We start from the raw sequence: 23,484 nt of genomic DNA, 5'->3' as shown, positions 1-23,484 counted from the left end.
GACACCGCCCCACATCGTTAGCGCCCCCGCCCCCCCCCCCCCCCGCACAAACCGCCCCCAGTGGGCCCCCCCCCCCCCGCCGGCGCCCCGGCCCGCGCGCCCGCGGCCCCCCCTTCGCCGTTGCGGTGGTGTCAGCCGTTGCGGTGGTATCAGGAGTCGCTGGGCCGGCTGTCGCCGGAACCCGTCGACTTCCTGGTGGTGGCCTTCTTCGCGGTGCCGTTCGACGCGGCGTTCACCTCGTCGGCCTTGGCCTCGGCGCTCTCCGCCTTCGGGGCCTCAGCCTTCGGAGCGTCGGCCTTGGGCGCGGCGGGCTTCGCACCGTCACCCTTGGCGGCGTCCGCCTTCGGAGCGTCCGGCTTGGCGTCGCTCTTGCCGTTCGCGGACGTGGCCGACGACGATCCGGACGACGCCGAGGTGGCCGCACCGGATGTGGTGTCGGTCGGGCGGGACGTCGTACCGGCCGGGGCGGAGCTGTAGTCGCGGCCGCTGGTCGGGGTGGACTGCCAGGCCGGCTCCGGCGGGGTCAGCAGCTTCTTCACCGCTGCCGCGGCCAGTGCGCCGAGACCCAGGAACAGCGCCACGTTGCGGAGCTTGTGGCTCTTCTTCTTCGGCACGTCGATCTCACCCTTGAGCGCGGCCTTGGTGGCCTTGCCCCGGCGGCTGGTCTCCTCGACGACCGGCTCGGCGGCGGCCGCGAGGGTCACCAGCGCGGCGGTCACCTTCGGCAGGACGTCGTCGTTCAGCCGGCCGCGCGCCTTCTCGGCGGCCTGCTCGGTGGCCGGGCCGACCCTGGCGAGCGCGTCGTCGAGCACCGGTCCGGCCTTCTCGACCGCCTGGTGCGCGAGGTGCGCGCCCCGCTCGACAGCCTTCTCCGCGTACGGCGACACCTTCTCCCGTGCGGTGCCCACGGCCGGACCGAGGTGATCACGAACCTGGCCGACGGCCGGTCCGAGCTTCTCGCTCGCCGACTCGGCGAGCGGCCGGACCCGGTCCTTGGCGGTCTCGACCCTGCCCTTGGACTTCCTCAAACCCACGGTTCCCTCCTCGATGCCGCCTGCCCCGGCAGGCAGCTCTCCCGCCCATCGGCGTCATGGGCTCGTTCTGGTTACGACTCTGGACAAATCCGGCTTCATCTGCATCGTACGACGTCGCGAGCCATTCACCTGGTGCCCCCACCCGGCCTTTTCCACACATCTGCCCCCCGCCGCGCCGCACAGAGGGGCACAGAGCGACCACGGGGTGGGTTGTTGCTCATTTTCTTGGAGTGGCATGACAGGATCGAGGCGTACCTGTAGTAACCGACTAGGAGTGACTCCCGTGGCCGAAGAGCTGTACGCAACCCTGCAGACGAGCAAGGGCGACGTCGTCATCAGGTTGTTCCCCAACCAGGCGCCGAAGACGGTGAGCAACTTCGTCGGTCTGGCCGAGGGCACGAAGGAGTGGACCGACCCGGAGACCGGCCAGCAGGTCACCCGGCCGTTCTACGACGGCCTCGGCTTCCACCGGGTCATCGACGGGTTCATGATCCAGGGCGGCTGCCCGCTCGGCACCGGCACCGGCACGCCGGGGTACCAGTTCGACGACGAGATCCACCCGGAGCTCCAGTTCGACCGTCCGTACCTGCTCGCGATGGCGAACGCCGGCATCCAGTACGGCCGCGGCACCAACGGGTCGCAGTTCTTCGTCACCGTGGTCCCGACGTCGCACCTGAACCGCAAGCACACGATCTTCGGTGAGGTCGTCGACGACGAGTCGAAGAAGGTCGTGGACGCGATCGCGACCGCGCCGACCGCTCCTGGCGACCGGCCGCTCGAGCCGATCGTCATCAACAAGGTCGTCGTCGAGCGCAAGAACGCCTGAATTGACCTGCGGGGCCGGCACGCCACCGGCCCCGGGTTCCCAGAGAGGGACACACCCGCGTGACCGAGACCGTCTGCTACCGGCACCCGGATCGGCCCGCCGGGGTGCGCTGCCAGCGCTGCGACCGGCCGATCTGCCCGTCGTGCATGAACAGCGCTTCCGTCGGCTTCCAGTGCCCGAACTGCTTCAACGAGGGCGTTCGCTCGGTGCCCAAGAAGCGGACCTCACTCGGTGGACTGCAGCGCGGCAACCCGCAGCTCGTGACGTCGACGCTGCTGGCCCTCAACGTGCTCGTCTTCATCCTCGTGCACGTCGGCAGCCCACAGATCCTCAACGACCTGGTGATGGTGCCGGCGCTGGTGGACAGCGAGCCGTGGCGGCTGCTCACCTCGACGTTCACGCACTGGCAGATCTTCCACATCTTCTCGAACCTGTTCATGCTCTGGCAGCTCGGTCCACCGCTGGAGCAGATGCTCGGCCGGGTCCGGTTCCTGATCCTGTACCTGTTGTCCGCGATCGGCGGCAGCATCGCGGTCTGGATCCTGTCCGCGCCCGGCGGCGCCACCCTCGGCGCGTCCGGCGCGGTCCTCGGCCTGGTCGGCGCCCTGCTGGTGATCAGCCGGGCCCGCGGCTTGGACATCACCTGGATCCTGATGTACGTCGCCGTCACCGCGGTCCTGTCCTTCGCCATCCCGAACGTCTCGTGGGAAGGCCACCTCGGCGGCTTCGTCGTCGGCGCGGCGGTCGCCTGGATCTTCCTCCAGCTCTCCAAACACAAACGCCGCAACAAACAAGCGGCCTAGGCCGTATTCGGCGGCTCCGCGCCGTAGCGAGCAGGTGCTCGGTGCGGTGCATCGGTGCGCGGGGGCGAAGGTCTCGATGCGGAGCATCGTGGCCTTTGCACCCGTGCAGCGAGGTGCCGTGCCGAGTGCCGCGCAGTAGGCGCGGAGCCGCCGGATGCGGCCTATGCCACAAGTTACCTTCAGTTGAATTAATGACGGTGACAAGTGGGTGTCGACGCTTGTCTAATCAGGTGACGTCCCGACGGGGGACCACACTTGGTAAGGACATCGTCATGAGCCCACGCGCAGTGGACAAACGGGCCCGGCCCGGCAACGAGCGCCATCCGGCCAAATCACCCACACCGGAAACTCCCAGCGCAGTCACCGTCCTCGAGGCCGCCGAGCACACCGTCAATCGGATCTCGCAGCCGAAGCCGGCGGCCAAGGCTTCCTGAGCTCCGCGAAGCCACGGGCGATCAGCGCCGCGCGGTCGCCGCCGCTGCGCAACCATTCCTGCGCAGCAGCATCCAGTACGGCGCCGGCCGCCTCGGTCAGGAGATCCGCGCCGAACGCGTCCAGCGTGGAACCAGGCCGGGCGAGCAGCGCCGCGCTGATCAGCCGGCGGAGTTCGTCGCGCTTGTCCACCATCCGCGCCCGCAGCGCCGGAGCGGACTCCACGAGTTCGACCACCCGGCCGGACGTGTAGATCTGGTCCTGCCAGGCGGTCAGCACCGTCTGCAGGCAGGCCCAGTCGTCGCCCTCGGCGAGCTCGAGCTCGCGCGCGATGCGCTCCGCGACGTCGTCGGCGCCGTGGAACACCACGTCGTCCTTCGTCCCGAAGTACCGGAAGAAGCTCCGTTTCGACATCCCGGCCGCTGCCGCGATGTCGTCCACCGTCGTCGCGTCGTACCCGCGCTCGAGGAACAGCTCGATGGACAGCGCCGCCAGCTGCGCCCGGACCGCGTCGCGGGTCCGGGCCCGAAGTCCTGTCACGACCCCGAGTGTACTTAACTACTCCTGTTGCCTATTCTGTCACCGAGTGACAGTTTCGACATCAGGAGGCAATGGTGCACGGAAAGACGGCGCTGATCACCGGGAGCACCGGCGGAATCGGCTGGGAGACCGCCCGCGGGCTCGCCGCCCGCGGCGCACACGTGATCCTGGTCGGCCGGGACCCCGAGCGCGCGACAGCCGCGGCCGAGCGGGTCCAGCAACAGACCTCGGGTACGGCGGAAGCGATCGCCGCCGACCTCACCCGCCAGGACGGCGTCCACGCGCTCGCCGAGATCGTTGCCCAGCGCCACCAGTCGCTGCACGTCCTGGTGAACAACTTCGGCTACGCGCCACCCGCGCGTCAGCTCACGTCCGACGGTGTCGAGCTGACGTTCGCCGCGAACGTGCTCACGCCGTACCTGCTCACCCGGCTGCTACTGCCACAACTCACGGCCGGCGCGGGGCGGGTCGTCAACCTCACCGGCGGTCTGCCGAACGGTCCGCTCGACGTCACGAATCTGCAGGCAGAGCGGCGATTCCTCGGCTGGACCTTCAGCCAGTACAACCACTGCAAGACCGCGTTGATGGCGATGAGCTACGAGTTCGCACGCACCACGGACGGCATCACCGTGAACGTCGCCTACCCGGGCCACGCGTCGACGCCGGGGAATCTCGCGATGCCGATGCGCGCGTTCCCGTGGGCCTACCGCCCAGTCGTGCCGGCGCTCCGAGTCGTCGGCCCGGTGCTGTTGAAGGACATCGCGAAGGCCGCTCGATCAAGCATCCACCTGGCCTCGAGCCCTCAGGTGGAAGGCGTCACCGCGAAGTACTTCGACACGAACGCCGCCGAGACCACCTGGCCGGACAGCGTTCTCGACGCACGCAATCGTGCGGCCGTATGGGAGCTCTGCAACCAGATGGTCACCGCAGCATGAGGCAGGCGTCGCCGAACTCGTGCCAGAGGTAGTGCTCTTGTACGGCGGCGTCGTACACGTGCTGCACCTGTTCGGCGCCGACGACTGACTCGAGGAGCATGAGATGTGACGCCTCGGGGGCATGCCAGCCGGTGATGAGGCCGTCGACGATCTGCGGCTGCCTGTCGGGGCCGAGGACGAGATCGGTCCAGCCGTGGGCCGGCGTGACGGTGCCGTCTGCTCCGATCGCTGACTCGATGGCCCGGACCGCGGTGGTACCCACCGCGATCACCCGGCCGCCGTTGGCCTTCACCCAGTTCACGAGGCGGGCCGTGTGCGCGGGTACGTCGTACCGCTCGGGTGTGGGTGGTTCGTGACTCTCCTGCGAGGAGACGCCGCAGTGCAGGAGGATCGGCGCGATCAGGACGCCTTGTGACGCCAGATGGCTGACAAGCTCGAAACTGAACGGCCGTGCCGCACTGGGCATCTCGGCGCTGCCCGGCTCCCGCGCGAACACGGTCTGGTACGACGCGAGCGGCCACTGCTTGCCAACGTAGTTGTAGGTGATCGGCCGCCCGTTCCGCTGCAGGTAACCGAGCACGTCGGCCACCGGCGGCTTCGCGATCCACAGGCGGTTCGACTCCGCTTGGTACGGCGCCAGTAGCGTCAGCGCACCCTCCGGGAGTTCCACCCGGTCACCAACGGCACCGTCGAACATCGGTCCGCCGTCACGGCGCAACTCCACTACCCACGTCCCGTCGTCGAGAGGTGTGGAGAAGTGCACGGTGTACGTCGTACCGTCGACGGCCGCGGGCAGTGTGCCGGACGTGTTGACCAGCAACAGGTCACCGGGGCGCAGGTGCTCACCGATCCGGTCGAAGCGGGTGTGCGTGACGGTCGACCCCTCCGCGACCAGCAGCTTCACCTGGTCCCGCGACAAGCCGCGAGCCTCCGGTGGTTCATGAGCGTTCAGTGAGTCCGGCAGGTCGAACCTGGTGTGCGGGTGCCCAGTGTGTGGATTTACTGTCACGTCGTCACCGCCGACGCGAACTCAGCTGCTCGGTACCTACCGCTGTCCGGCCGGCTGTCGAGCAACTGCAGGAACGCCGGTACGACGGTCGCGGGCTCCGGCCGGTCCGAGATGTCCTCACCGGGGAAGGCGGCCTGGTGCATCGCGGTCCGCAGATCACCCGGGTCGACGGCGTACACGGCCAGCGCAGGATGCTCAGCTGCCAACACTCGGGTCGCGTGGTCCAGTGCAGCCTTGGCGGACCCGTATCCGCCCCACGTCTCATAGGCCTCCACTGCGGCGTCGGAGCTGATGTTGATCAGCACCCCGGACGCTGCGGTCAGTGCGGGAAGCATTGCCTGGGTCAGTGCGATCGGCGCGAGTACGTCGACCTCGTAAACCCGGCGCAGCTCGTCGAGGTCCGCGGCTGCGAGCGCTTGCAGCGGACTCGGTCCGAGATAGCTGGCGTTGTTGATCAGCAGGTCGAGCCGGCCGAGCTCGGTGATCGCGTCCACCAGGTCACCCCGATGCTCCGGATCAGTCACGTCCCCGGCCAGCGGTACGACGTCGGTTCGGTCGGCCAGCGCGTCGGCCGCGTCTTTGAGCGCCTCGGCGCCACGGGCGTCGATCACCAGCGCCCAGCCACGATCGGCCAGCCCGTGCGCGAGCGCCAGACCGAGGCCGGCGGAGGCACCGGTGATCAGTGCAACAGGTCGATCAGACAGTTCAGGACTCATGTCGCAACGCTCGTACCTCAAGTAAACTTGATGTCAAGCGTTGCCATCAGCATCGAACTTGCACATGCTGACCCCGCCGCGTGCCTACGCTGCGAGTTCCGACGACAACACCGGGGAGAAGGACATGGCTGAGGGCAGGAACGTCCACGAGAGCGGCGACGACGGCCGCTCCCGTTTCGACGAGAAGCAGTTCCAGGCCGGGCTGGGTGGCACGCAGAGCGACCCGAACGGCACCAAGATCAAGAGCGGGTGGCTTGCGGACCCCGACCAGGCGCTGGGCAAGGGCGCTGACCAAGGGAAGGGTGAGAAGAAGCAGACGGGCCGCCGGATCGGCGACGCCCTGGGTGGGAAAGGCAAAGAGCGCGGCTGAGCCGGCGGGAGGCAGCCGTTAGCTCTCGGGTAGCAGGATGCCTGGGTTCAGGACTGTGTCGGGGTCGAGTGTGCGTTTGACCGCTTGAAGGGCTTCGACCGCCAGCGGGCCGATCTCGGCTTCGTAAGCGTCGCGGTGGTCGGTGCCGACGCCGTGGTGGTGGGAGATCGTGCCGTCGGCCGTGGCGATTGCCTGGTTGGCCGCGGCCTTCGCTGATCGCCACTGGGCGACCGGATCGTCCGCCTGGGCGCAGATCACGGTGAAGTAGAGCGAAGCACCGGTCTCGTACACGTGGGAGATGTGGCACAGCAGCAGCGGCGGTGTCGCGCTCAGCGCACCGACGAGCGCCTCGGTGACGGCCGCCTTCAGCGCGGGGATTCGCGACCAGAACGCCGCGGTCTCCAAGGTCTCCACCAGCGCGCCCTCGTCGAGCAGCGGATCCCGCAGGTACGGCGCGCGGTACCGGCCGACTCGCCACGTCTCGCCCGGACCTTCGCCGAGGTTCTCGCCGCCCGCCGCCGTCAGGACGTCGGCGGTCGCCTGGTTGTACGGACCGTCGAAGCCGATGATCGCGAGCACCCCGCCGGACCCGCCGCCGAGCACATCCGGGTCGGCCAGGTTCACCGCGGTCTCGGCCTCGTCCGACAGCCGGAGCACGGTCGGCAACGGCCCGTCCTGCGCGAGCCGCCGGACGGCGGTCAGCCCGGCGTCGAAGGAACCGAACCGCCAGCCCTCGAAATGCCGCTCGACCGGTCGCGGCCGGATGCGTACGACGACCGACGTGATGATCCCGAACGCACCCTCGGACCCGAGCACGAGCTGGCGCAGGTCGGGACCGGCCGCGGACATCGGAGCCCGACCGAGCTCGACCGTGCCGCGCGGGGTCGCGAGCGTCAGCCCGACCACCATCTGGTCGAACCGGCCGTACCCGGCCGAGGACTGGCCGCTCGACCGCGCGGCGGCGTACCCGCCGATGGACGCGCCCTCGTAGGACTGCGGGAAGTGTCCGAGGGTGTAACCGCGCTCGGCGAGCAGCGCCTCGGCGGCCGTGCCGCGAACGCCGGCCTGCAGCGTGGCTGTGCGGGAGATCTCGTCGAGCTCGAGGAGGCGGTCGAGCCGGCGCAGGTCGACGGTGACGAAGCGCCGCCCGGGGGCGAGGCCGCCGACGACGGAGGTGCCTCCGGAGTACGGGACCACCGCGAGCCCGGCGGCGGCGCATCCGGCGAGCAGAGTGGCGACCTCGTCGTGGGACGCCGGGTAGACGACGGCGTCCGGCATGTCGGAGGTGTCGCCGGCGCGGTCCCGGAGCAGGTCGGTGGTCGAGTAGCCGCGGGTGTGCGCCCAGCGCGAGTCGAGGTCGGTCGCCACGTGGTCGGTCCCGACGATGCCGGTCAGGAACCCGAGCTGGCTGTCGGTCAGCCCGGGGCGGTCCGCCGGAGCGACGGTTCCGCCGGCGGGGCGACGTACCCCCAGGTGCTTGAGGGCGTCGACGGCCGCGGACGGGAGCTCGACCGGGTGCGCCGGGTCACCCCAGCGGCCGGGCGTGAGTTGCACCACCGGGAGGTCGGATTCCGTCATCGCTGACTCCCTTTCGGCGGTTCCGCGAGGTAGCGTCCAGGGGAGGTGGAACCCCCTGGCTCCCACCTCCCCTGGACAGTTCCAGGATGCCGATGCACAGTTCCGGGAAACCGAAGGCGCTGATACACTTTGGCATGTGATGTCTCAGCGTAGCAGCGACTCGGATCAAGAGACCAGCTCCCGTCCCGCGCCCGCGAATGCGATCGGCGAGGAGCGGATCCTGGACGCGGCCTACGAGCTGCTGCTCGCGATCGGGATGCGCCGGATGACGATGGCCGATATCGCCCGGCATGCCGAGGTCTCGCGCGCGACCCTGTACCGGCGCTGGCCGAACGTGCAGGCCGTGGTCGCGGCGCTGATGACCCGGGAGTGGACGATCGCGCTGGTGTCGGCGTTCCAGCCGGACGCCGCCGACGGCCGGGCCCGGCTGGTCGAGGGCGTCGTCGAGGTGGTCGCGAAGACCCGGGTGCACCCGTTGATGCGGAAGATCATCGAGCTCGACCCCGAGTTCCTCACGCCGTACCTGCTGGAGCGCCGCGGCAGCAGCACGGTCGCGCACCTGGCGCTGCTCGAGGAGGGCATCCGGCAGGGACAGGCCGACGACTCGATCCGCGAGGGCGATCCGGTCTGGCTGGCGCGGCAGGTCATCCTGATCGCGCTCGCGTCGGCGGTGTCCGGGCCGGTGATGGCCGAGAAGGACGAGTACCCGAAGCTCGACGAGGAGCTGCGCGTGATGGTCGATCGGTACCTCCGGCCATGATCAGCCTCGGGAACGCCAGCCTGAACGCGGCCCGGCGTTCCCGTGAGCTCGCGTCGCTGACCGAGGTCGACGTGCTCGTGATCGGCGGTGGGGTGACCGGCGCCGGCGTCGCTCTGGACGCGGCCGCGCGCGGTCTGTCCGTTGCCCTGGTGGAGAAGACCGACCTCGCGTTCGGGACCAGCCGGTGGAGCTCGAAGCTCGTGCACGGCGGCCTGCGGTACATCGCCTCCGGGCACCTCGGGATCGCCTACGAGAGCGCGGTCGAGCGCGGCATCCTGATGAAGACGACCGCGCCGCACCTGGTGCACCCGATCCCGCAGATCGCGCCGTGGTTGCCACAGGCAAGTTTCGCGCAGGCGGCGATGCTGCGGTCGGCGTTCCTCGGTGGCGACATCCTCCGCACCTTCGCCCGGACCAGCGACGACTACCTGCCGCACTCCCGCCGCGTGAGTTCGGCCGAGCTGCTCCGCTACGCGCCGACGCTGCGCCCGGAGGGACTGCGCGGCGGCTTCCTGACCTGGGACGGCCAGTTGTACGACGACGCGCGCCTGGTCGTCGCGATCGCCCGGACCGCGGCGCAGTACGGCGCCCGCATCCTGACCCGGGTCGCGGCGACCGACGTCACCGGCCGTGGGGCCGTGCTGGTCGACCAGTTGACCGGCGACCGGATCCCGGTGGACGCGCGGATCGTGATCAACGCGGCCGGGATCTGGGCCGATCAGGTTGCCTCCGGCATCAAGCTCCGGCCGAGCCGCGGCACCCACCTGGTGCTCCCGCAGTCCGTCTTCGGCGGCCTCTCCGCGATCCTCACCGTGCCGGTCCCGGGCGAGCTGCGCCGCGTCGTGATGGCGATCCCGGCTCCCGACGACCGGGTGTACGTCGGCCTCACCGACGAGGAGGCGCCGGGCCCGGTGAGCGACGTACCGCACGCGACCGACGCGGAGATCGACTTCCTGCTGAACACGATCAGCGCGGCCGTCCAGCAGCCCGTGACCCGCGCGGACCTCCTCGGGACGTACGCCGGACTGCGCCCGCTGCTCGACACCGGTCATCACAAGGGTGAGGACAAGACGGCCGACATCTCCCGGCGGCACGCGGTGGTCACCAGCCCGGACGGCGTGGTGACGATCGTCGGCGGCAAGCTCACCACGTACCGCCGGATGGCGCAGGACGCCCTCGACACGGCGCTCGCGCAGTCGAGTCTCGACGTACGACGCCCCTGCGAGACGCACCGCATCCCGCTCGTCGGCGCGGCGGACCGGGTCCGGTTGGCAGCGGTGAAGGCGCCGGCGCGGTTCGTGCAGCGGTACGGCGTCGAGGCGCCGCAGGTGATCGCCGGTCCGCCGGAGTTGCAGGACCCGATCGCGCCGGGGCTGCGGACGACGTACGCCGAGCTGCGGTTCGCCGTGCGGCACGAAGGGGCGCTGACCGAGGACGACGTACTGGATCGGCGGACGCGGATCGGGCTGTCGGCGGCCGATCGGGAGCTGGCCGCGCCCGCGGTGCGGGAGACGTTCGCCGCAGTCTGAATCCGGCCGTGGGCTAACTTTGGCTGCGGGGAGGTGGAAGGGTGACGCAGCCGTATCCGTGGCCGTATCAGGGATCAGGTCCGTTCCAGCCGCTGTCGCATCAGCCGCTGCCGCGCTACCGGCCGCTACGCAAGGTGGCGATCGTGAGCATCGTGCTGATGGGGCTGACCTGCGTGGCGGCGGTGATCCAGTCGGTGCTGCTCTGGCGCTCGTACGACGAAGTGAAGCGCTTCGTGTACGGACTGCTCTCGGAGGACGAACTCGACCGCGGCATCGAGTCGGTCTCCGGCTCCGGCCCGCTGCTGGACCTGGTCAGCTACCTGCTGATGGGGACCGGGATCGCGTTCCTGATCTGGCTCTGGCAGGCCCGCGAGAACCTCGACTTCCTGCACTCACCCGCCGCACCGCGACCGGTGGACCCGATGCGTGGTCTACAGCGGCGGTCGAACGGCTGGGTCGTCGGAGCCTGGTTCTGCCCGGTCGTGCAGTTCTGGTACCCGCTCCAGATCGTCGAGGACGTCGCCCGGGCCAGCGAGCCGCCGGAGCAGCCCGGAGTGGCCCGGACCGGTCGGATGCGCACCCTGTTGTACGGGTGGTGGTCGGCGTGGATCGGCTTCTGGGTGATCGTCGTCGGCGGTGGGTCGCTCGCGGTGATCGGCTTCATCATCTGGTTCGTCCGCCTGATCCAGGTGACCGACAACACGGACAGGCCGTACGCCGACCTCTACGACATGCAGGACTTCATGGTCCGGGTCGCACTGGGTGTCGACATCGGGTTCACGGTCGCGACCGTACTGCTGATCGTGTCCGCGGTCGGGGCGTCGCTGATGATGCTGCAGGTCAGCGACTGGCAGCACACGCGCGCTACGCCGAGGCCGGTCCAGGACGTCGTACGGCCGCTGGAGCCTCCGCAGTACGCGCCGCGGTACCCGGGACAGGGCTTCCCGACTTACGGACGCTGAAGCAGTACGACGCTCGCATCGTCGTACTGCTTGCCGCCGCCGGTGAACGTGGCGTCGTGGGCTCGGACTCGGTCGATCAGCTCGCGTGGACCTGCCGTGGTGAGGACGTCGAGCAGGTCGTCCCACGAGTGCCCGTAGCGCTCGGTGTAGCGCGAAGCGCCGTCGCTGAGGAGCGCGATCGCGTCGACGTCGTCGAGGTCCGTCGTCCCGGTCACCGACTCGTACGCCGCTTTGGGCTCGGTGCTCGCCACCCAGAAGCCGCCGGGCTGATTGCGCGACCGGCGGACGAACTCGAGGTTTCGCTCGGGAAGGAGGTCGATGCGGTCGTCGCTGTGGACGGTGATCCGGCCGTCGGGTGATCGCATCACGATGGGTGAGTCGGCCAGGACCAGGTGCTCCACGTGGTCCGGGTGGAGGCGCACCATCGTGACTGTGGATGAGGGACTGTCGGGGTTGGTGACGTCGCAGGTACCGGCGTGCGAGGCACGGACCGCTGTGATCGCGTCGGCGAGCAGGTCGGTGAGCGGGGCGGACGAGCGGGTGAGCAGCGGGGTCGCGAGCTGAGTCGCCAACTGCATGACCAGCCACGCGACCGTGTGCCGGCAACCGGAGTCGACGTAGACCCGCGGAGCGCTGGCTCCGTCGAGCAAAAGGGCGAAATCGGGGCCGGTCAGCACCAGGTCCTCGTTGACCGCAGGCGGTCGCCGGTCCGGTGCAGCCTGACAGATCGAGCGGATCTCCACGGACCTAGTCTCTCGAAGGCGTGGCCCAACTGTCCGCGAGGGACTGGTCGAGGGCGATCTTGGGCGACCAGCCGAGGTGCTTGCCGATCAGCGTGATGTCGGCCTGCTGCCACGGCGCGCCGAGCGCGGTCTCCTGCACGGCGTCGTCCACCACCGTCGCCGGCTGACTGCTCAGCTCGAACAGCTGCCCGGCGACATCCCGCGCCAGCGTCGCGCGGCCGGTCCCGATGTTCAGCACCGGCGGCACCACGGCGTCCGCGAGCGCGACCGCGAGGACCGCCTCGGCCACGTCCCGGACGTCGACGAAGTCGCGCCACACGTCCAGGGACCCGACCTCGATCAGCTGCCGCGACCGCAGGTCCCGGATCACCCGGCCGGTCAACGTACTCTCCGGAGCTCCCGGCCCGATCACGTCGAAGATCCGCAGTACGACGGCATCCGCGCCGGCCCGCTGCGCCCGGAGGACGAGCTCGGAGCCGGCCAGTTTGCTGAGTCCGTACGGACCGATCGGCCGGGGCGGGGCCGCCTCGTCGAGGCTGGTGCCGTGCGGCGCGCCGCCGTACTCCGCCGCGGACCCGAGGTGCACGAACCGGGCGTGGTTCGCGTGGTCGCGGACCGAGGCGAGCAGCGCCTCGACAGCGATCACGTTCGCCCGGACCAGCTCGGCCGGCTCACCGAGCGTGGCGCCGACCGCGTTGATGATCACGGTGGGTTTGTACATCCCGATCTGGGTGTCCAGCGCGTACGGATGCATCGCGGTCAGGTCGCAGCGCCGGTACGGCTCGCTGCGGGTCCGGCTCAGGCCGCGGTACTCGATCCCGCGGTCGGCGAGCAGCGCGCAGATCCTGGCGCCGAGGAAACCTCCCGCGCCGAACACCATCACCCTCTCGGTTCCGGTCACTCCTCCATCGTGGGGGCCGTAGTTGTCGGTCGCCCTACCGTTCTCCGGCGGCACCATCACAACTGTTTGTCGGCCTGGGATGGCAAGGTGGGGACATGGCTAGCCGTGTGGGAGTGCCGACCGAGTCGACGATCCGGGACTGGGACGACGCGGACCCGTCCGGTCAGACGTACCAGCGGGTGTTGTTCGTCGATTCCGACCTGACCGAGGTGGACAACCGCGGCGGGGTGTTCGAGGAGTGCACGTTCCGCGGGGTCCGGTTCAACGCGTCCACCCACACCGACGCCGCGTTCGTGAACTGCACGTTCGTCCGCTGCTCGCTGTTCGACACGACGTTCACCCGGTGCAAGTTCGTCGGCAGCTTCTTCGACGACTGCAGCTTCAACCTGCTCAAGGTGAGCGGCGGGGACTGGTCTTTCACCGCGCTGCCCGGCGCGGACCTGAAGGGCACCGAGTTCACCGGGGTGAAGCTGCGGGAGGCCGAGCTGACCGGGATCCGGGCCGCCAAGGCCACGCTCCGGGACCTCGACCTGTCGGGCGCGGCACTCCAGCGAGCCGACTTCACCGGCGCCGACCTGCGCGGCTCGGACCTGTCCACCCTCGACCCGCTGACCGTCACGCTGCGGGACGCCCGGATCGACATGACCCAGGCGATGGTCGTCGCAACATCATTGGGACTCGACGTCCGACCCTGACCTGTGGATATCCCCAGGTAGTCACGCGGCCATCCACGGTTCTATCCACAGCCTGTGGATAACTATCCGGATAACTGTGTATTCGTTCTGTGATATCTGACGGCTCCCGGCCGGCTCGGCGGCACCAGCGTCCCGCGCCGATGACGAGCCGGAGGGCGCGGCCGCCGTACGACGAGCAGCGCAGCGTGCTCGACGACGGACGGGGTGACCACCAGGTATCGCGGCCGCAGCGGCATGCTCCGGTTCAGCGCCTGGAGACCGGCGGCAAGGCCGACGCCGCAGAACGTGCCGAGCGAGTTCGCGATCAGGTCGTGCAGCTGGCACGAGCGGCCGAGCTGTGGAATCAGCGCCTGGACCGCCTCGACCGCGGCCGACATCCCGATCCCGGCGGCGATGCCGTCACCCGGCCGGCCGCTGGCCAGCGTGAGCATGCCCGCGGCCGGGACGAACAGCAGGACGTTCAGCAGACCCTGGAGCGAGGTCAGTCCGCCGGTGGTGGTCAGGTGCGTGCCGCACTGGCCGATCTGGCCGAGGCGGTGCGCGGTCGGGCTGAGCGTCGCCGCGATCACCAGCGCGAACGCCGCCGGTACGCAGAACGCCGCGAACCGCGGGATCAGGTCACCGGGGCGACGCAGCGCCGACAGCGCGACCGGCAGCGTCATGCCGGTGAGCACGAGCCAAGTGTCGAACAGGTGTGGAATACCGCGATAGGTCTCGAGCACGCGTACCGGACCCTCCCGTGTGGTCGACCGGCTTGCCTCGGAACTCTTTCTCGACTCGCTTTTTCCTGACATGACGATCGACCGCGCGCTCCCACTGCCGCCAGGCCTGTCCGGACATCTGCACGCAGCCGCAAACAGTCCGTGACAGTTCGTGACAGTCCGTGCACAAATTGACACGGAAGGAAGGTGCTCGGGGCAACGCTCGTATGCGTGGCGGAGGCGGCGGATCAACCGATCGGTGGAGGCGAGTGGGGCCGGCCGGGCGATGTGCCGACCAGGGTGCGAACGCGAGAGTCGTAGTACCGAGAACGCCTCTGAAAGGACCTCCACCATGGCCACCGTCGACGTCGGACACCCGCGGAGCGCCGCCGCGTTGCGGAGCGTGCAGCTGCTGGCGGCCGGCTACCTCGCGATCAGTGTGCTGACGCTGGTCGCCATCATTGCCCTCCGCAACCACCCGGCGATCGTCACCGACGCGGTCTGGGTCCGCGGCACGATCGTCGTCGCCAGCTCCGCGCTGACGTTCCTGTTCGCCCGGAGCTCGGCGCGCGGATCCCGGAGGGGGTACCTCCGGCTCCGGATCGTCTCGGCGGTGATGCTGATCGCGATCGTGGTGATCATCGCACTGCCGGGCACGTTCCCGCTCTGGCTGAAGGGCGAGCAGGCCGTCTGTGGACTGCTGCTGCTCGGGGTCACACTGCTGGTGAACGGCAAGCACCTCCGCTCGGTGTTCACTAAGTGACATGAGTGAGCAGGTCTGGCCGCTACGGCTGACGGTGGTCCCGTATGTGCTGCTCGCCGCCGTCACCGCGACCACCGTCCTGATCAAGCGCGACGAGCCCCGGTCGCTCACCGTCGACCTGGTGCTCTGCGCGCTGCTCGGGCTGTGGATGCTCGGCATGTTCACCCTCCGCCCGGCCCGGCGTACCGACACCCGCTGGATCATGATCTTCATCGTCGGGTTCGTGCTGGTGCTCGCCGTCCTGGTGGTGCGGGACCCGTGGTTCGGGTTCCTCACCCCGGTCGGCTACTTCTACACGTTCGGCCTGCTGCCGTGGCCGGGCGAGCTGGTCGGCATCAGCGCCGTCGCGGTGCTCGCCGGCATCGCGCAGTCGTACGACATCCCGAAGACGAACTTGCTCGGTCTGCTCGGCTGCACCGCGGTGATCGCAGTGAACGTCGTCGGGATGTGTCTCGCGTCGTGGCTCGGCCGCCGCGGCGAGGTCCTCAGCGAGCAGCGGAAGGAAGCGGTCGACGCGCTGACCGAGACCAACCGCCGGCTCGAGGCGACTCTGGCCGAGAACGCGGAACTGCACGAACAGCTGTTGACCCAGGCCCGCGAGGCGGGGGTGATCGACGAGCGGCAGCGGATGGCCCGCGAGATCCACGACACCATCGCGCAAGGACTGACCGGGATCGTCACGCAGCTCCAGGCCGCCGAAACCGCCGCGGACTGGCGCCGGCACGTGACCACTGCGGTCGGGCTGGCTCGCGACAGCCTGACCGAGGCGCGCCGCTCGGTGCACGCACTCCGCCCGTTGCCCCTCCAGTCGGCCACGCTGAGCGCGGCGATCGCCGACGTCGTACGGCGGTGGTCGGCGGTGCACGGGATCGACGCGCGGCTGACCACGACCGGCACACCGCGGGTGATGACTCCCGAGACCGAGTCGACGCTGCTGCGAGCGACCCAGGAGGCGCTGGCGAACGTGGCGAAGTACGCGCAGGCGAGCCGGGTGGGCGTGACGCTGTCCTACATGGAGAAGGAGGTCGCGGTGGACGTACGTGACGACGGTGTCGGGTTCGACCCGTCCCGGACCGCGCCGTCGGAGGCCGGCGGGTTCGGGCTGGTCGCGATGCGGCAGCGGGTCGAGGCGTTGAGCGGGACCCTCGAGGTCGAGTCCGAGCCCGGCCTCGGTACGGCGATCTCCGCGACCGTCCCGACCCGGGGAGCGTCCGCGTGATCCGGCTGGTGATCGCCGACGACCACCCGGTGGTGCGGGACGGGCTGAGCGGGATGTTCGCGTCCGAGCCCGAGTTCGAGGTGGTCGGCCAGGCGAGCGACGGCGCCGAGGCGATCCGGCTGGCCGAGGCGCTGCGGCCGGACGTGATCCTGATGGACCTCCAGATGCCCGGGACGAACGGCCTCGCCGCGATCGGCGAACTCACCGATCGCGGCGTGACCTCGCGGGTGCTCGTGCTGACGACGTACGACACCGACGGGTACGTCGTACCCGCGATCGAGGCGGGCGCGACGGGGTACCTGCTCAAGGACGCGCCGCGGGACGAGCTGCTGCGGGCGGTCCGGGCGGCCGCCGAGGGGAAGTCGGTGCTCGCGCCGTCGGTGGCGAACACGTTGATGAACCATGTCCGGACGCCGCCCGCGCCGGACATCCTGAGTCCGCGCGAGCTCGAGGTCATCGAGTGGGTCGCCGCCGGCAACACCAACCGGGAGATCGCCGCGCACCTGTTCATCAGCGAGGCGACGGTGAAGACCCACCTCCTGAACATCTACGCCAAGCTCAACGCCCCGGACCGCGCGTCCGCCGTCGCTGAGGCCTTCAAACGTGGACTGCTCAAGCCGTCCTGATGCAGGTTGGGGAGGATTTCGCACCGAAATCGGGGTAGCAATCCTCCCCAGATCGGCTTCTGGGTCAGCCGCTCAGATCACGAGTTCGTGGACCCAATCGGCGGGGCTCTGGGCGTGCAGTCGCCAGTAGTGGGTGGCGATCTCGTCCGGGTCCCAGCCGCCTCCCGGGGCGACTCCACCGCTGATCGTCACGCTCGCGGCGTGCACCCCCGCCGCGCCGTACTGCTGGTCCAAGAGCGTCACGAGCGTGCGTACGCCGGCTTTGCCCAGCGAGAGGCTGACGTACTCCGGCTTCGGCAGCGGCATCCCACCGGTGATGAGGAACGACCCACTGCCACGCTCGGCCATCGCAAGAGCAACATGAGCAGCCGTGGTGATCGCTCCGACCACGTTCACCGCCCACGCGTCGAGGTGCCGCTGCGCGGTCAGATCACCGACCCGGTCCGCCTGAACGACCGCGGCGTTGTACACGACCACATCAGGTACGCCGTACGCGTCGACCACCCGATCGAGCGCAGACCGGAGCCCATCCTCATCGGTCACGTCCGCAGTCACCGCCAGTACGTCGGCAGACCCGAGCTCCTTGGCCGCGGCCTGCACCGTCGCCGACGAACGCGCGATCAGCCCGGCGCTCATCCCCTCCCGCACGAACCGCCGTGCCACCGCGACGCCGACACCCGGCCCGACTCCCACCACCACGACCCCAGACACGCCGCAGAGCATAAACCTTGCCCCGAAGGTCAAGGTCAAGTCAGCAACCGGGATCCAGATAGGCATCTGAACGCCTGATCAGCGGCGGAAGTCGGCGACCGCCTGCGCGACCTGCTCCTCGCCGTCGGTGCGGAGGCCGTCGATCACGCCGTCGATGTCAGCCTCCGGCCGGTTCTGGCTGAGCTTGAACTTGGCCTCGATCCGCGTGATCGCGATCTCCACCCCGACGATCGCCCGGAGTTGCCCACTCACGTACTTCGCGGGCGCGTCGTCCACCGACCACGGTTCCGCCCGCCCCGCCTCGTGCAGGTCCGAGAGCCGCCGTACGACGTCCTCCACAAAGGTGGGATCGTCGTGCACGGTCAGGGTGCCGTGGACGTGCGCGGTGATGTAGTTCCACGTCGGCACCACGCGACCGTGCTCCTGCTTGGACGCGTACCAGGTCGGCGACACGTAGGCGTCGGGGCCTCGCATGATGACCAATGCTTCGCCGACCACGGGCTGCTGCCAGTGCTCGTTGTTCCGCGCCAGGTGGCCCAATAACACGTTTCGCTCGGGGTCGTAGATGAACGGCAGCATGGTCGCCATCAGGCCGTCGGGTGTCATCGTCACCAAGTCTGCGGCGCCGTGCTGCTTGAGCAGCTCGTGAACCGCCGTGTCGTCAGCGGCGAAGTGCGCTGGCACGTACATCGCTCACATCCTCAGATCGCGTCTCGTCCAGTGTCCCCAGTGCGGGCGCGTGAAGGACAGGGCCATTCAGCCTGCGTTCTGCCGAGCCACTCGCCGGCTGGCGTCAGCTGTGGTGCTTGGTGTCAGCTGTGGTACCTGGCGTCAGCCGTGGTACTTGGCGTCAGTCGTGGTGCTTGGCGCGGAGCTCGGCTGCCTGGTCGTAGTCGCGGCGCCAATCGCCGGTCGGCGGCAGGATGACGCGTTCGACGCCGGCTGCCTCGTAGGCGGCCAGCTGCTCGAGCGGATCTCCGTCGAGCTGTGGTGCGACGACCGTTGCCTTGAGGGTTTTGCCGTCGGCGAGTTCGTTGATGCTCGCGAGGTTCGCCCGGACCTCGTCCGGCGACAGCGCGATCGTTGCCCAACCATCGGCGTACCGCGCGGCCCGGCGATGAGCGCGCGCTCCACTGCCGGCGACGAAGATCGGCGGGACCTTGGATCCGGGGGAGAGCGTCACCTCGAGGTCGGGACCGACTGTCGTGGGCTTGCCGGCGATCAGATCCGGCAGTACGGCGAGAGCCTCGTCCGTGAGCCGGCCGCGCTCGGAGAACTCCACGCCGGCCGCCCGCCACCCGGCATCACCGTGCGCCGGGTTCCCGGTGCCGATCCCGAGCACGAGCCGATCGTTAGACACCAGCTGCAACGTGTTGATCTGCTTCGCCGCCCACGCAACCGGCCGCAACGCCAGCAACATCACGTTGTACCCGACCGTGATCCGCTCGGTCACTGCGGCCGCAGTCGCCAGTACGACGGAACTGTCCAACATCGGCGCACTCGCCACCAGATGATCCGTCGACCACACCGAGTCCAGCCCAACCTCCTCGGCGTACCGCGCACTCTCCCGAACATCCCCCAAAATCGGCCGTCCGCTCTCCGGCGACGACGTCGGCAGAATCATCCCGATCTCAACCGTCATACCCACCGCAACCTCGACCACCGTCCGACCTATTCCACCGAACACTGGGGTACTGCGGACATCGGTGTTGATGTCCGCAAGCACCCAAGCGTCTGTCAGGGGATGTAGACGCCGTTGAACCACTGGCCGCGGGCGTCGTCGGTGTAGACGTCCACGTTGAAGTTGTAGTTGCCGTGCCGGTTCTCCCACAGGTAGCCGGGCAGGCCGGAGCTCGCGTTGATGTCGCAGATGATGTCGTTGGTGCAGAGCGTCAGCACCGGGACGTTCCCGAAGAAGTCGTCCGCGCCGGCGAGCGGTGCACCGACGACCGGAGCGACCAGCGGGTGCGCCGCGGCGCCGGCGTTACCGGGACCGGCTTTCCGCTTGGGGTCCGCGATCAGGACCGCGTTGACGTTGTCGAAGGTCTGCCAGTTCTCCGTGACCCAGGTGTGGACGACCGCGGCACCGAGTGAGAATCCGACCGCCTTCACATGCTGGCCTGGGCAGGCGTTGCGGTGATCACGGATCAGCCGGTTGAGCTCGTTCACACCCTGCCGCGCGTTGACGCCGATCGGCTGGGCCGGGTACCCGACGCGCTGGCTGATGTTGCCCGTCCAGTACGGCGCGTTCGAGTTGTTGTCACCGGTGCCGCCGACAACGATCGTGTAGGTACCGCCGCAGTCGTCCGCCTGCGCCGGCGCCGCGATGGCGTACACGCCACCGGCCGCGACGACCAGACCGGCCAGCAAGGCCGCGAGTTTCTTCATCGAGATCCTCCCGAGTAGTGCCCCTCGTGCGGCCTGTTGACCACACGCCGCCGACGCTACTGACGGCTCATCACAGCCGGATCAAGCGCGAACATCAGGCCAATCGCTGGCAGGTTCCGTCCACAGGTGAGGTTCCTTCAGTTGCTCCGGGCAACCGGCCTCAGGTGTCGAGAGGCATCCGCGCTCGAAAAGTTCGACTTTATCCACAGCCAGGGTGTGCATAGTGGGGAAAACTCGGGTCCACTGGCAGTACGGCTCTCTCTCCCGGAGCGTGTCCGGCGCGGGTTAGGGTCCGGGGATGAGTCGACGGGTGGCTGCTTATGCGGTGTGTCTTGAGGGCGAGCGAGTGCTGCTGGCGCGGTACGTCTCGCCGTACGGCGACGTCACCTTGTGGACGTTGCCAGGTGGAGGCGTCGAGCCGGGCGAGGACCCGTTCGACACCGTGACACGTGAGGTCGCGGAGGAGACGGGGTACGAATCTTTCGTCGAGCGGCTGCTCGGTGTCGACTCGCGCGTGATCCCCGCCGCGCTGCGCCGCATCCCGGGCGACGAGGATCACCAGAACATCGGGATCTTCTACGCCGTCCGCATCACCGCCGGCACCACCCGCCCGGAGCCGAACGGCGAGACCGCCGAGTCCGTGTGGACGCCGCTCGACGTCGTTCCCACGCTGCACCGCGCGGCGCTGGTCGACGTCGGGATCGCGCTCGGCGTATCCACACCTCCGACCGGTCACGTCCCGCCGGTCCAGGTGGGCGGGCTCATCGAATATTGATCCGTTGTCGATCTGGGCGTAGTTCAGGCATCGGACAGGTAGCTGGACCGAGAGAGGACGACAACGTGAACGACATCGTGATCGAGAACATCGTCAGGCCGACGCGGACGGTGGCGGGTTCGTGGGTGGAGGTCATCGCGTCGAACCTCGACTATCACCGCGCGACCTTCCTGTGGAAATGCGCGGGTCTGACGGAAAGCCAACTACGTCAACGCTCGGTACCGCCGTCGTCGTTGAGCCTGCTCGACCTCATGCGCCATCTGCAGGGTGTCGAGCGGTACTGGCTGCAACACCGGCTCGCAGGTACGACGCCGCGCTTCTTCCCGTACCTGACCACCGATGGCGACGGATGGTTCGACGAGTCTGATCCGACTGCAGCGACGGACGTGTACGCCGACTACCTGGCCGCGTGTGACGACTCCCGTGCGGTCTTCTCCCGCAGCACCGGCGACGTCGCCCGCATCGAAACAAACCCGGAGTACGGCGACACCGACGTACGTTTCATCCTCACCCACGTCATCGAGGAATACGCCCGCCACGTAGGCCACGCGGACCTCCTCCGCGAATCCATCGACGGCACAACAGGCGAGTAGCCCGCCGCACCCTCGCCGTACCGCACCGGCACCCTCGGCCCCTCGAGAGAGTTTGGGCCGCGCCGGACGCGGCTGTGCTCGGGTCAGCCCGCGCTACCCTCGACGAAACCCGCCAGACACTCACCACCTGAGCCAGATCAACCCCCGGTAGGGTCCGGTGATGGACGTCAAGGGTGAACTGCTTCGGGGGTTGCGTGGCGGTCGGGCGACGATGCTGGGGAAGCTGGAGGGCTTGTCGGAGTACGACGTACGGCGGCCGATGACTCCGACTGGTACGAATCTTCTCGGGCTGGTGAAGCACCTCGCGGGGATTGAGTACGGCTATCTCGGCGAGTGCTTCGGTCGGTCGCCGGTTCAGCGGCCGTCATGGTTCCGGGACGACCCGTACACCGAGATCGACATGTGGGCCACGCCCGGCGAATCCACGGCGTACATCGTGAGCGTCTATCAACAGGCCTGCGCCCACTCCGATGCGACCGTGACCGAGCTCGACCTCGGCACCCCCGGGTACATCGCCCACTGGCCAGAAGGTCAGCGTGAAACGACGTTGGGTGTCCTGCTCATCCGGGTGCTCGTCGACACGACCCAGCACGCCGGTCACGCCGACATCCTCCGCGAGCAACTGGACGGCCGCATCGGGAACGCCGCATCCGCGAATGATCAGTTCTGGCGTGACCGGAAGGTCGAGGTGCAGCAGGCCGCTGACGCGTTTCGGATGGATCGCCCCGGCTGAAGAGCTGGGGTACGACGCCTCAGCGGAGGTCGCCGTCGCCTCCGAGGACTCCTCGGGCTGCGCGGTCGGCGAGTTTGGTGATGTTGTGGGTGGCAACGTCTTCGAGGCGGATCTCGAGTCGCGTGCACAGCTCGGACAGGTACCAGAGGACGTCGCCCAGTTCGCCCGTCAGCGCTTGCCGGTCCGCGTCGGTGATCACGCCGTTCCGGTCGCGGAAGATCTTCTTCACCTTCCCGGCGACTTCCCCGGCTTCGTTCACCAACCCCAGCGTGGGGTAGACGATCGGATGGTCGGTCGCGATCGGCGCACCCGTACGCGCCGCCGCCTGCTGATACGCAGCGAAGTCGAAGCCAGCCTGGTGAGTCATGCCCCATAGTCTCGCCCGCGGGGGAGCGGCGGTCACGATCGCGTCGTACGTCAGGTCCGCGGATAGGCTCTGCCGGCATGGCTCTTGCAGCCCGTCAGGAACGTGCGGTCGCGATCAGCGAACTCTACGACCGCCACAACACCGCGGCGTCTCGCACCGGGCCAGCGGCGCGAGGTCAGTCGAGGCAGAACTCGTTGCCCTCGACATCCTGCATGACCAGGCACGACTCGTTGAACTCGTCGGCGACCAGCAGCTGCACCCGGGACGCACCGAGCGGGATCAGGCGCGCGCATTCGGCCTCGAGCGCGGCCAGCCGCTCCGCACCCACCAGCCCAGTGCCGACCCGCACGTCGAGATGCACGCGATTCTTCACCACCTTGCCCTCAGGCACCCGCTGGAAGAACAACCGCGGGCCCACACCGGTGGGATCAACACACGCGTACGCCGACCCTTGCTGCTCGGCCGGCAACGAGCGATCGAATTCCGCCCAGTTCGCAAACCCCGCCGGCGCAGGCGGAACGACGTACCCCAACACCTCACACCAGAACCGAGCAACCCGCTCCGGCTCCGCACAGTCGAACGTAACCTGAAACTGTCTGACCGACGCCATCCTCCAACCATACGAACCATTCCCGGCTCCCGCGCTGGATTATTACCCCATGTGGAGAAGAAGCCGCCGCGAGCAGCCGGCCGCGCGGGCGAACGTCGCGCTCATCAGCAACACGCTGGCCGGCATCCGCACGATTGCTCGCAACCAGGTACGGCGGCCGGAGCG

At 69.0% G+C, this 23,484-nt stretch carries 28 protein-coding genes; 14 read left to right on the top strand and 14 right to left on the bottom strand.

Features of this window, described 5'->3' with window-relative positions:
* Positions 1-149: 149 nt before the first annotated feature.
* A complete protein-coding gene (locus tag ACWGID_RS11785) occupies positions 150-1,034 on the bottom strand; it encodes a hypothetical protein (RefSeq protein WP_452196396.1) in 885 nt (294 codons plus the stop codon).
* Between the two features lie 283 nt (positions 1,035-1,317).
* Here ACWGID_RS11785 and ACWGID_RS11780 point away from each other — a divergent pair, with 283 nt between their 5' ends.
* Both ACWGID_RS11780 and ACWGID_RS11775 read left to right on the top strand, forming a co-directional pair.
* Complete coding sequence (locus ACWGID_RS11780) at positions 1,318-1,860, top strand: peptidylprolyl isomerase (RefSeq protein ID WP_452196395.1); 543 nt, start codon at positions 1,318-1,320, stop codon at positions 1,858-1,860.
* A 59-nt stretch (positions 1,861-1,919) separates the two neighbouring features.
* Complete coding sequence (locus ACWGID_RS11775) at positions 1,920-2,663, top strand: rhomboid family intramembrane serine protease (protein ID WP_452196394.1); 744 nt, start codon at positions 1,920-1,922, stop codon at positions 2,661-2,663.
* Positions 2,664-3,053: 390 nt separating this feature from the next.
* Here ACWGID_RS11775 and ACWGID_RS11770 read toward each other — a convergent pair whose 3' ends face one another.
* Positions 3,054-3,635, bottom strand: coding sequence for a TetR/AcrR family transcriptional regulator (locus tag ACWGID_RS11770; protein ID WP_452196393.1), 582 nt, complete (start codon positions 3,633-3,635; stop codon positions 3,054-3,056).
* 74 nt (positions 3,636-3,709) lie between these two features.
* On the opposite strand from ACWGID_RS11770, the gene ACWGID_RS11765 reads away from it, so the two are divergent.
* Complete coding sequence (locus ACWGID_RS11765; RefSeq protein WP_452196392.1) at positions 3,710-4,570, top strand: SDR family NAD(P)-dependent oxidoreductase; 861 nt, start codon at positions 3,710-3,712, stop codon at positions 4,568-4,570.
* On the opposite strand, the gene ACWGID_RS11760 is transcribed toward ACWGID_RS11765, so the two are convergent.
* Together ACWGID_RS11760 and ACWGID_RS11755 are read right to left on the bottom strand one after the other, a co-directional pair.
* On the bottom strand, positions 4,557-5,489 hold the full coding sequence (locus ACWGID_RS11760; RefSeq protein ID WP_452196391.1) for an S-adenosylmethionine:tRNA ribosyltransferase-isomerase: 933 nt from the start codon (positions 5,487-5,489) through the stop codon (positions 4,557-4,559). The two genes, ACWGID_RS11765 and ACWGID_RS11760, sit on opposite strands and share 14 nt — an antisense overlap.
* An 86-nt stretch (positions 5,490-5,575) precedes the next feature.
* Positions 5,576-6,295, bottom strand: a complete 720-nt coding sequence (locus tag ACWGID_RS11755; RefSeq protein ID WP_452196390.1) for an SDR family NAD(P)-dependent oxidoreductase — start codon at positions 6,293-6,295, stop codon at positions 5,576-5,578.
* A gap of 124 nt (positions 6,296-6,419) precedes the next feature.
* Here ACWGID_RS11755 and ACWGID_RS11750 point away from each other — a divergent pair, with 124 nt between their 5' ends.
* Positions 6,420-6,665: a hypothetical protein gene (locus ACWGID_RS11750; protein ID WP_452196389.1), complete on the top strand. Its 246-nt coding sequence runs from the start codon at positions 6,420-6,422 to the stop codon at positions 6,663-6,665.
* Positions 6,666-6,683: 18 nt separating this feature from the next.
* Here ACWGID_RS11750 and ACWGID_RS11745 read toward each other — a convergent pair whose 3' ends face one another.
* Entirely contained in the window at positions 6,684-8,243 is a 1,560-nt protein-coding gene (locus ACWGID_RS11745) for an FAD-binding oxidoreductase (protein ID WP_452196388.1), read from the bottom strand.
* 139 nt (positions 8,244-8,382) lie between these two features.
* On the opposite strand from ACWGID_RS11745, the gene ACWGID_RS11740 reads away from it, so the two are divergent.
* From ACWGID_RS11740 to ACWGID_RS11730, 3 genes are read left to right on the top strand one after another with little or no spacing between them, the layout of a single operon-like run.
* Positions 8,383-9,003, top strand: a complete 621-nt coding sequence (locus ACWGID_RS11740; protein ID WP_452196387.1) for a TetR/AcrR family transcriptional regulator — start codon at positions 8,383-8,385, stop codon at positions 9,001-9,003.
* A complete protein-coding gene (locus ACWGID_RS11735; protein WP_452196386.1) occupies positions 9,000-10,532 on the top strand; it encodes a glycerol-3-phosphate dehydrogenase/oxidase in 1,533 nt (510 codons plus the stop codon). Before ACWGID_RS11740 ends, ACWGID_RS11735 begins: the two co-directional genes overlap by 4 nt.
* A gap of 41 nt (positions 10,533-10,573) precedes the next feature.
* On the top strand, positions 10,574-11,494 hold the full coding sequence (locus tag ACWGID_RS11730) for a DUF4328 domain-containing protein (RefSeq protein WP_452196385.1): 921 nt from the start codon (positions 10,574-10,576) through the stop codon (positions 11,492-11,494).
* Here ACWGID_RS11730 and ACWGID_RS11725 read toward each other — a convergent pair.
* Positions 11,482-12,237 carry a protein phosphatase 2C domain-containing protein gene (locus ACWGID_RS11725; RefSeq protein WP_452196384.1) on the bottom strand — a complete coding sequence of 252 codons (756 nt, stop codon included), beginning with the start codon at positions 12,235-12,237 and terminating at the stop codon, positions 11,482-11,484. The genes ACWGID_RS11730 and ACWGID_RS11725 overlap by 13 nt on opposite strands.
* 4 nt (positions 12,238-12,241) lie before the next feature.
* A complete protein-coding gene (locus tag ACWGID_RS11720) occupies positions 12,242-13,138 on the bottom strand; it encodes an NAD-dependent epimerase/dehydratase family protein (RefSeq protein WP_452196383.1) in 897 nt (298 codons plus the stop codon).
* 95 nt (positions 13,139-13,233) lie between these two features.
* Between ACWGID_RS11720 and ACWGID_RS11715 the strand changes: the two genes are divergently transcribed.
* Positions 13,234-13,833: a pentapeptide repeat-containing protein gene (locus ACWGID_RS11715; RefSeq protein ID WP_452196382.1), complete on the top strand. Its 600-nt coding sequence runs from the start codon at positions 13,234-13,236 to the stop codon at positions 13,831-13,833.
* 62 nt (positions 13,834-13,895) lie between these two features.
* Here the strand turns inward: ACWGID_RS11715 and ACWGID_RS11710 are convergent, their stop codons facing one another.
* Positions 13,896-14,555 (bottom strand): VanZ family protein, encoded by a 660-nt coding sequence (locus tag ACWGID_RS11710; RefSeq protein ID WP_452196381.1) that lies wholly within the window; start codon positions 14,553-14,555, stop codon positions 13,896-13,898.
* A 331-nt stretch (positions 14,556-14,886) separates the two neighbouring features.
* On the opposite strand from ACWGID_RS11710, the gene ACWGID_RS11705 reads away from it, so the two are divergent.
* From ACWGID_RS11705 to ACWGID_RS11695, 3 genes are read left to right on the top strand one after another with little or no spacing between them, the layout of a single operon-like run.
* Positions 14,887-15,297: a hypothetical protein gene (locus ACWGID_RS11705; protein WP_452196380.1), complete on the top strand. Its 411-nt coding sequence runs from the start codon at positions 14,887-14,889 to the stop codon at positions 15,295-15,297.
* A gap of 1 nt (position 15,298) precedes the next feature.
* Positions 15,299-16,516, top strand: a complete 1,218-nt coding sequence (locus ACWGID_RS11700; RefSeq protein WP_452196379.1) for a sensor histidine kinase — start codon at positions 15,299-15,301, stop codon at positions 16,514-16,516.
* Positions 16,513-17,142: a response regulator gene (locus ACWGID_RS11695; RefSeq protein ID WP_452196378.1), complete on the top strand. Its 630-nt coding sequence runs from the start codon at positions 16,513-16,515 to the stop codon at positions 17,140-17,142. The genes ACWGID_RS11700 and ACWGID_RS11695 overlap by 4 nt, the downstream gene beginning before the upstream one ends.
* Positions 17,143-17,214: 72 nt before the next feature.
* Here ACWGID_RS11695 and ACWGID_RS11690 read toward each other — a convergent pair whose 3' ends face one another.
* The 4 genes from ACWGID_RS11690 to ACWGID_RS11675 all read right to left on the bottom strand — a co-directional run bounded on the left by ACWGID_RS11690 (position 17,215) and on the right by ACWGID_RS11675 (position 20,241).
* A complete protein-coding gene (locus ACWGID_RS11690; protein WP_452196377.1) occupies positions 17,215-17,853 on the bottom strand; it encodes an SDR family NAD(P)-dependent oxidoreductase in 639 nt (212 codons plus the stop codon).
* Between the two features lie 78 nt (positions 17,854-17,931).
* On the bottom strand, positions 17,932-18,543 hold the full coding sequence (locus ACWGID_RS11685) for an FMN-binding negative transcriptional regulator (protein WP_452196376.1): 612 nt from the start codon (positions 18,541-18,543) through the stop codon (positions 17,932-17,934).
* A 160-nt stretch (positions 18,544-18,703) separates the two neighbouring features.
* Positions 18,704-19,495: an LLM class flavin-dependent oxidoreductase gene (locus ACWGID_RS11680; RefSeq protein WP_452196375.1), complete on the bottom strand. Its 792-nt coding sequence runs from the start codon at positions 19,493-19,495 to the stop codon at positions 18,704-18,706.
* A 95-nt stretch (positions 19,496-19,590) separates the two neighbouring features.
* A complete protein-coding gene (locus tag ACWGID_RS11675) occupies positions 19,591-20,241 on the bottom strand; it encodes a cutinase family protein (protein WP_452196374.1) in 651 nt (216 codons plus the stop codon).
* A 298-nt stretch (positions 20,242-20,539) separates the two neighbouring features.
* Here ACWGID_RS11675 and ACWGID_RS11670 point away from each other — a divergent pair, with 298 nt between their 5' ends.
* From ACWGID_RS11670 to ACWGID_RS11660, 3 genes are all read left to right on the top strand, one after another.
* Positions 20,540-21,016, top strand: a complete 477-nt coding sequence (locus ACWGID_RS11670) for an NUDIX hydrolase (protein WP_452196373.1) — start codon at positions 20,540-20,542, stop codon at positions 21,014-21,016.
* A 65-nt stretch (positions 21,017-21,081) separates the two neighbouring features.
* Positions 21,082-21,609: a DinB family protein gene (locus tag ACWGID_RS11665; protein ID WP_452196372.1), complete on the top strand. Its 528-nt coding sequence runs from the start codon at positions 21,082-21,084 to the stop codon at positions 21,607-21,609.
* A 160-nt stretch (positions 21,610-21,769) separates the two neighbouring features.
* A complete protein-coding gene (locus tag ACWGID_RS11660) occupies positions 21,770-22,342 on the top strand; it encodes a DinB family protein (RefSeq protein ID WP_452196371.1) in 573 nt (190 codons plus the stop codon).
* Between the two features lie 19 nt (positions 22,343-22,361).
* Here the strand turns inward: ACWGID_RS11660 and ACWGID_RS11655 are convergent, their stop codons facing one another.
* On the bottom strand, positions 22,362-22,709 hold the full coding sequence (locus ACWGID_RS11655) for a nucleoside triphosphate pyrophosphohydrolase family protein (protein ID WP_452196370.1): 348 nt from the start codon (positions 22,707-22,709) through the stop codon (positions 22,362-22,364).
* 175 nt (positions 22,710-22,884) lie between these two features.
* Positions 22,885-23,319: a VOC family protein gene (locus tag ACWGID_RS11650; protein ID WP_452196369.1), complete on the bottom strand. Its 435-nt coding sequence runs from the start codon at positions 23,317-23,319 to the stop codon at positions 22,885-22,887.
* Positions 23,320-23,484: the final 165 nt, after the last annotated feature.

This window comes from Kribbella sp. NPDC054772 (genome assembly GCF_053611945.1).
The sequence above is the reverse complement of the archived record's forward strand: the minus strand, read 5'-3'. Positions and strand labels throughout refer to the sequence as shown.

What these genes read in the sequence shown, in the direction of transcription:
- ACWGID_RS11750 (WP_452196389.1), top strand. Translation starts at nt 6,420, where the DNA reads ATGGCTGAGGGCAGGAACGTCCACGAGAGCGGCGACGACGGCCGCTCC.
- ACWGID_RS11745 (WP_452196388.1), bottom strand. Translation starts at nt 8,243, where the DNA reads ATGACGGAATCCGACCTCCCGGTGGTGCAACTCACGCCCGGCCGCTGG.
- ACWGID_RS11715 (WP_452196382.1), top strand. Translation starts at nt 13,234, where the DNA reads ATGGCTAGCCGTGTGGGAGTGCCGACCGAGTCGACGATCCGGGACTGG.
- ACWGID_RS11660 (WP_452196371.1), top strand. Translation starts at nt 21,770, where the DNA reads ATGGACGTCAAGGGTGAACTGCTTCGGGGGTTGCGTGGCGGTCGGGCG.
- ACWGID_RS11650 (WP_452196369.1), bottom strand. Translation starts at nt 23,319, where the DNA reads ATGGCGTCGGTCAGACAGTTTCAGGTTACGTTCGACTGTGCGGAGCCG.
- ACWGID_RS11655 (WP_452196370.1), bottom strand. Translation starts at nt 22,709, where the DNA reads ATGACTCACCAGGCTGGCTTCGACTTCGCTGCGTATCAGCAGGCGGCG.
- ACWGID_RS11755 (WP_452196390.1), bottom strand. Translation starts at nt 6,295, where the DNA reads ATGAGTCCTGAACTGTCTGATCGACCTGTTGCACTGATCACCGGTGCC.
- ACWGID_RS11740 (WP_452196387.1), top strand. Translation starts at nt 8,383, where the DNA reads ATGTCTCAGCGTAGCAGCGACTCGGATCAAGAGACCAGCTCCCGTCCC.
- ACWGID_RS11735 (WP_452196386.1), top strand. Translation starts at nt 9,000, where the DNA reads ATGATCAGCCTCGGGAACGCCAGCCTGAACGCGGCCCGGCGTTCCCGT.
- ACWGID_RS11700 (WP_452196379.1), top strand. Translation starts at nt 15,299, where the DNA reads ATGAGTGAGCAGGTCTGGCCGCTACGGCTGACGGTGGTCCCGTATGTG.
- ACWGID_RS11705 (WP_452196380.1), top strand. Translation starts at nt 14,887, where the DNA reads ATGGCCACCGTCGACGTCGGACACCCGCGGAGCGCCGCCGCGTTGCGG.
- ACWGID_RS11685 (WP_452196376.1), bottom strand. Translation starts at nt 18,543, where the DNA reads ATGTACGTGCCAGCGCACTTCGCCGCTGACGACACGGCGGTTCACGAG.
- ACWGID_RS11675 (WP_452196374.1), bottom strand. Translation starts at nt 20,241, where the DNA reads ATGAAGAAACTCGCGGCCTTGCTGGCCGGTCTGGTCGTCGCGGCCGGT.
- ACWGID_RS11670 (WP_452196373.1), top strand. Translation starts at nt 20,540, where the DNA reads ATGAGTCGACGGGTGGCTGCTTATGCGGTGTGTCTTGAGGGCGAGCGA.
- ACWGID_RS11680 (WP_452196375.1), bottom strand. Translation starts at nt 19,495, where the DNA reads ATGACGGTTGAGATCGGGATGATTCTGCCGACGTCGTCGCCGGAGAGC.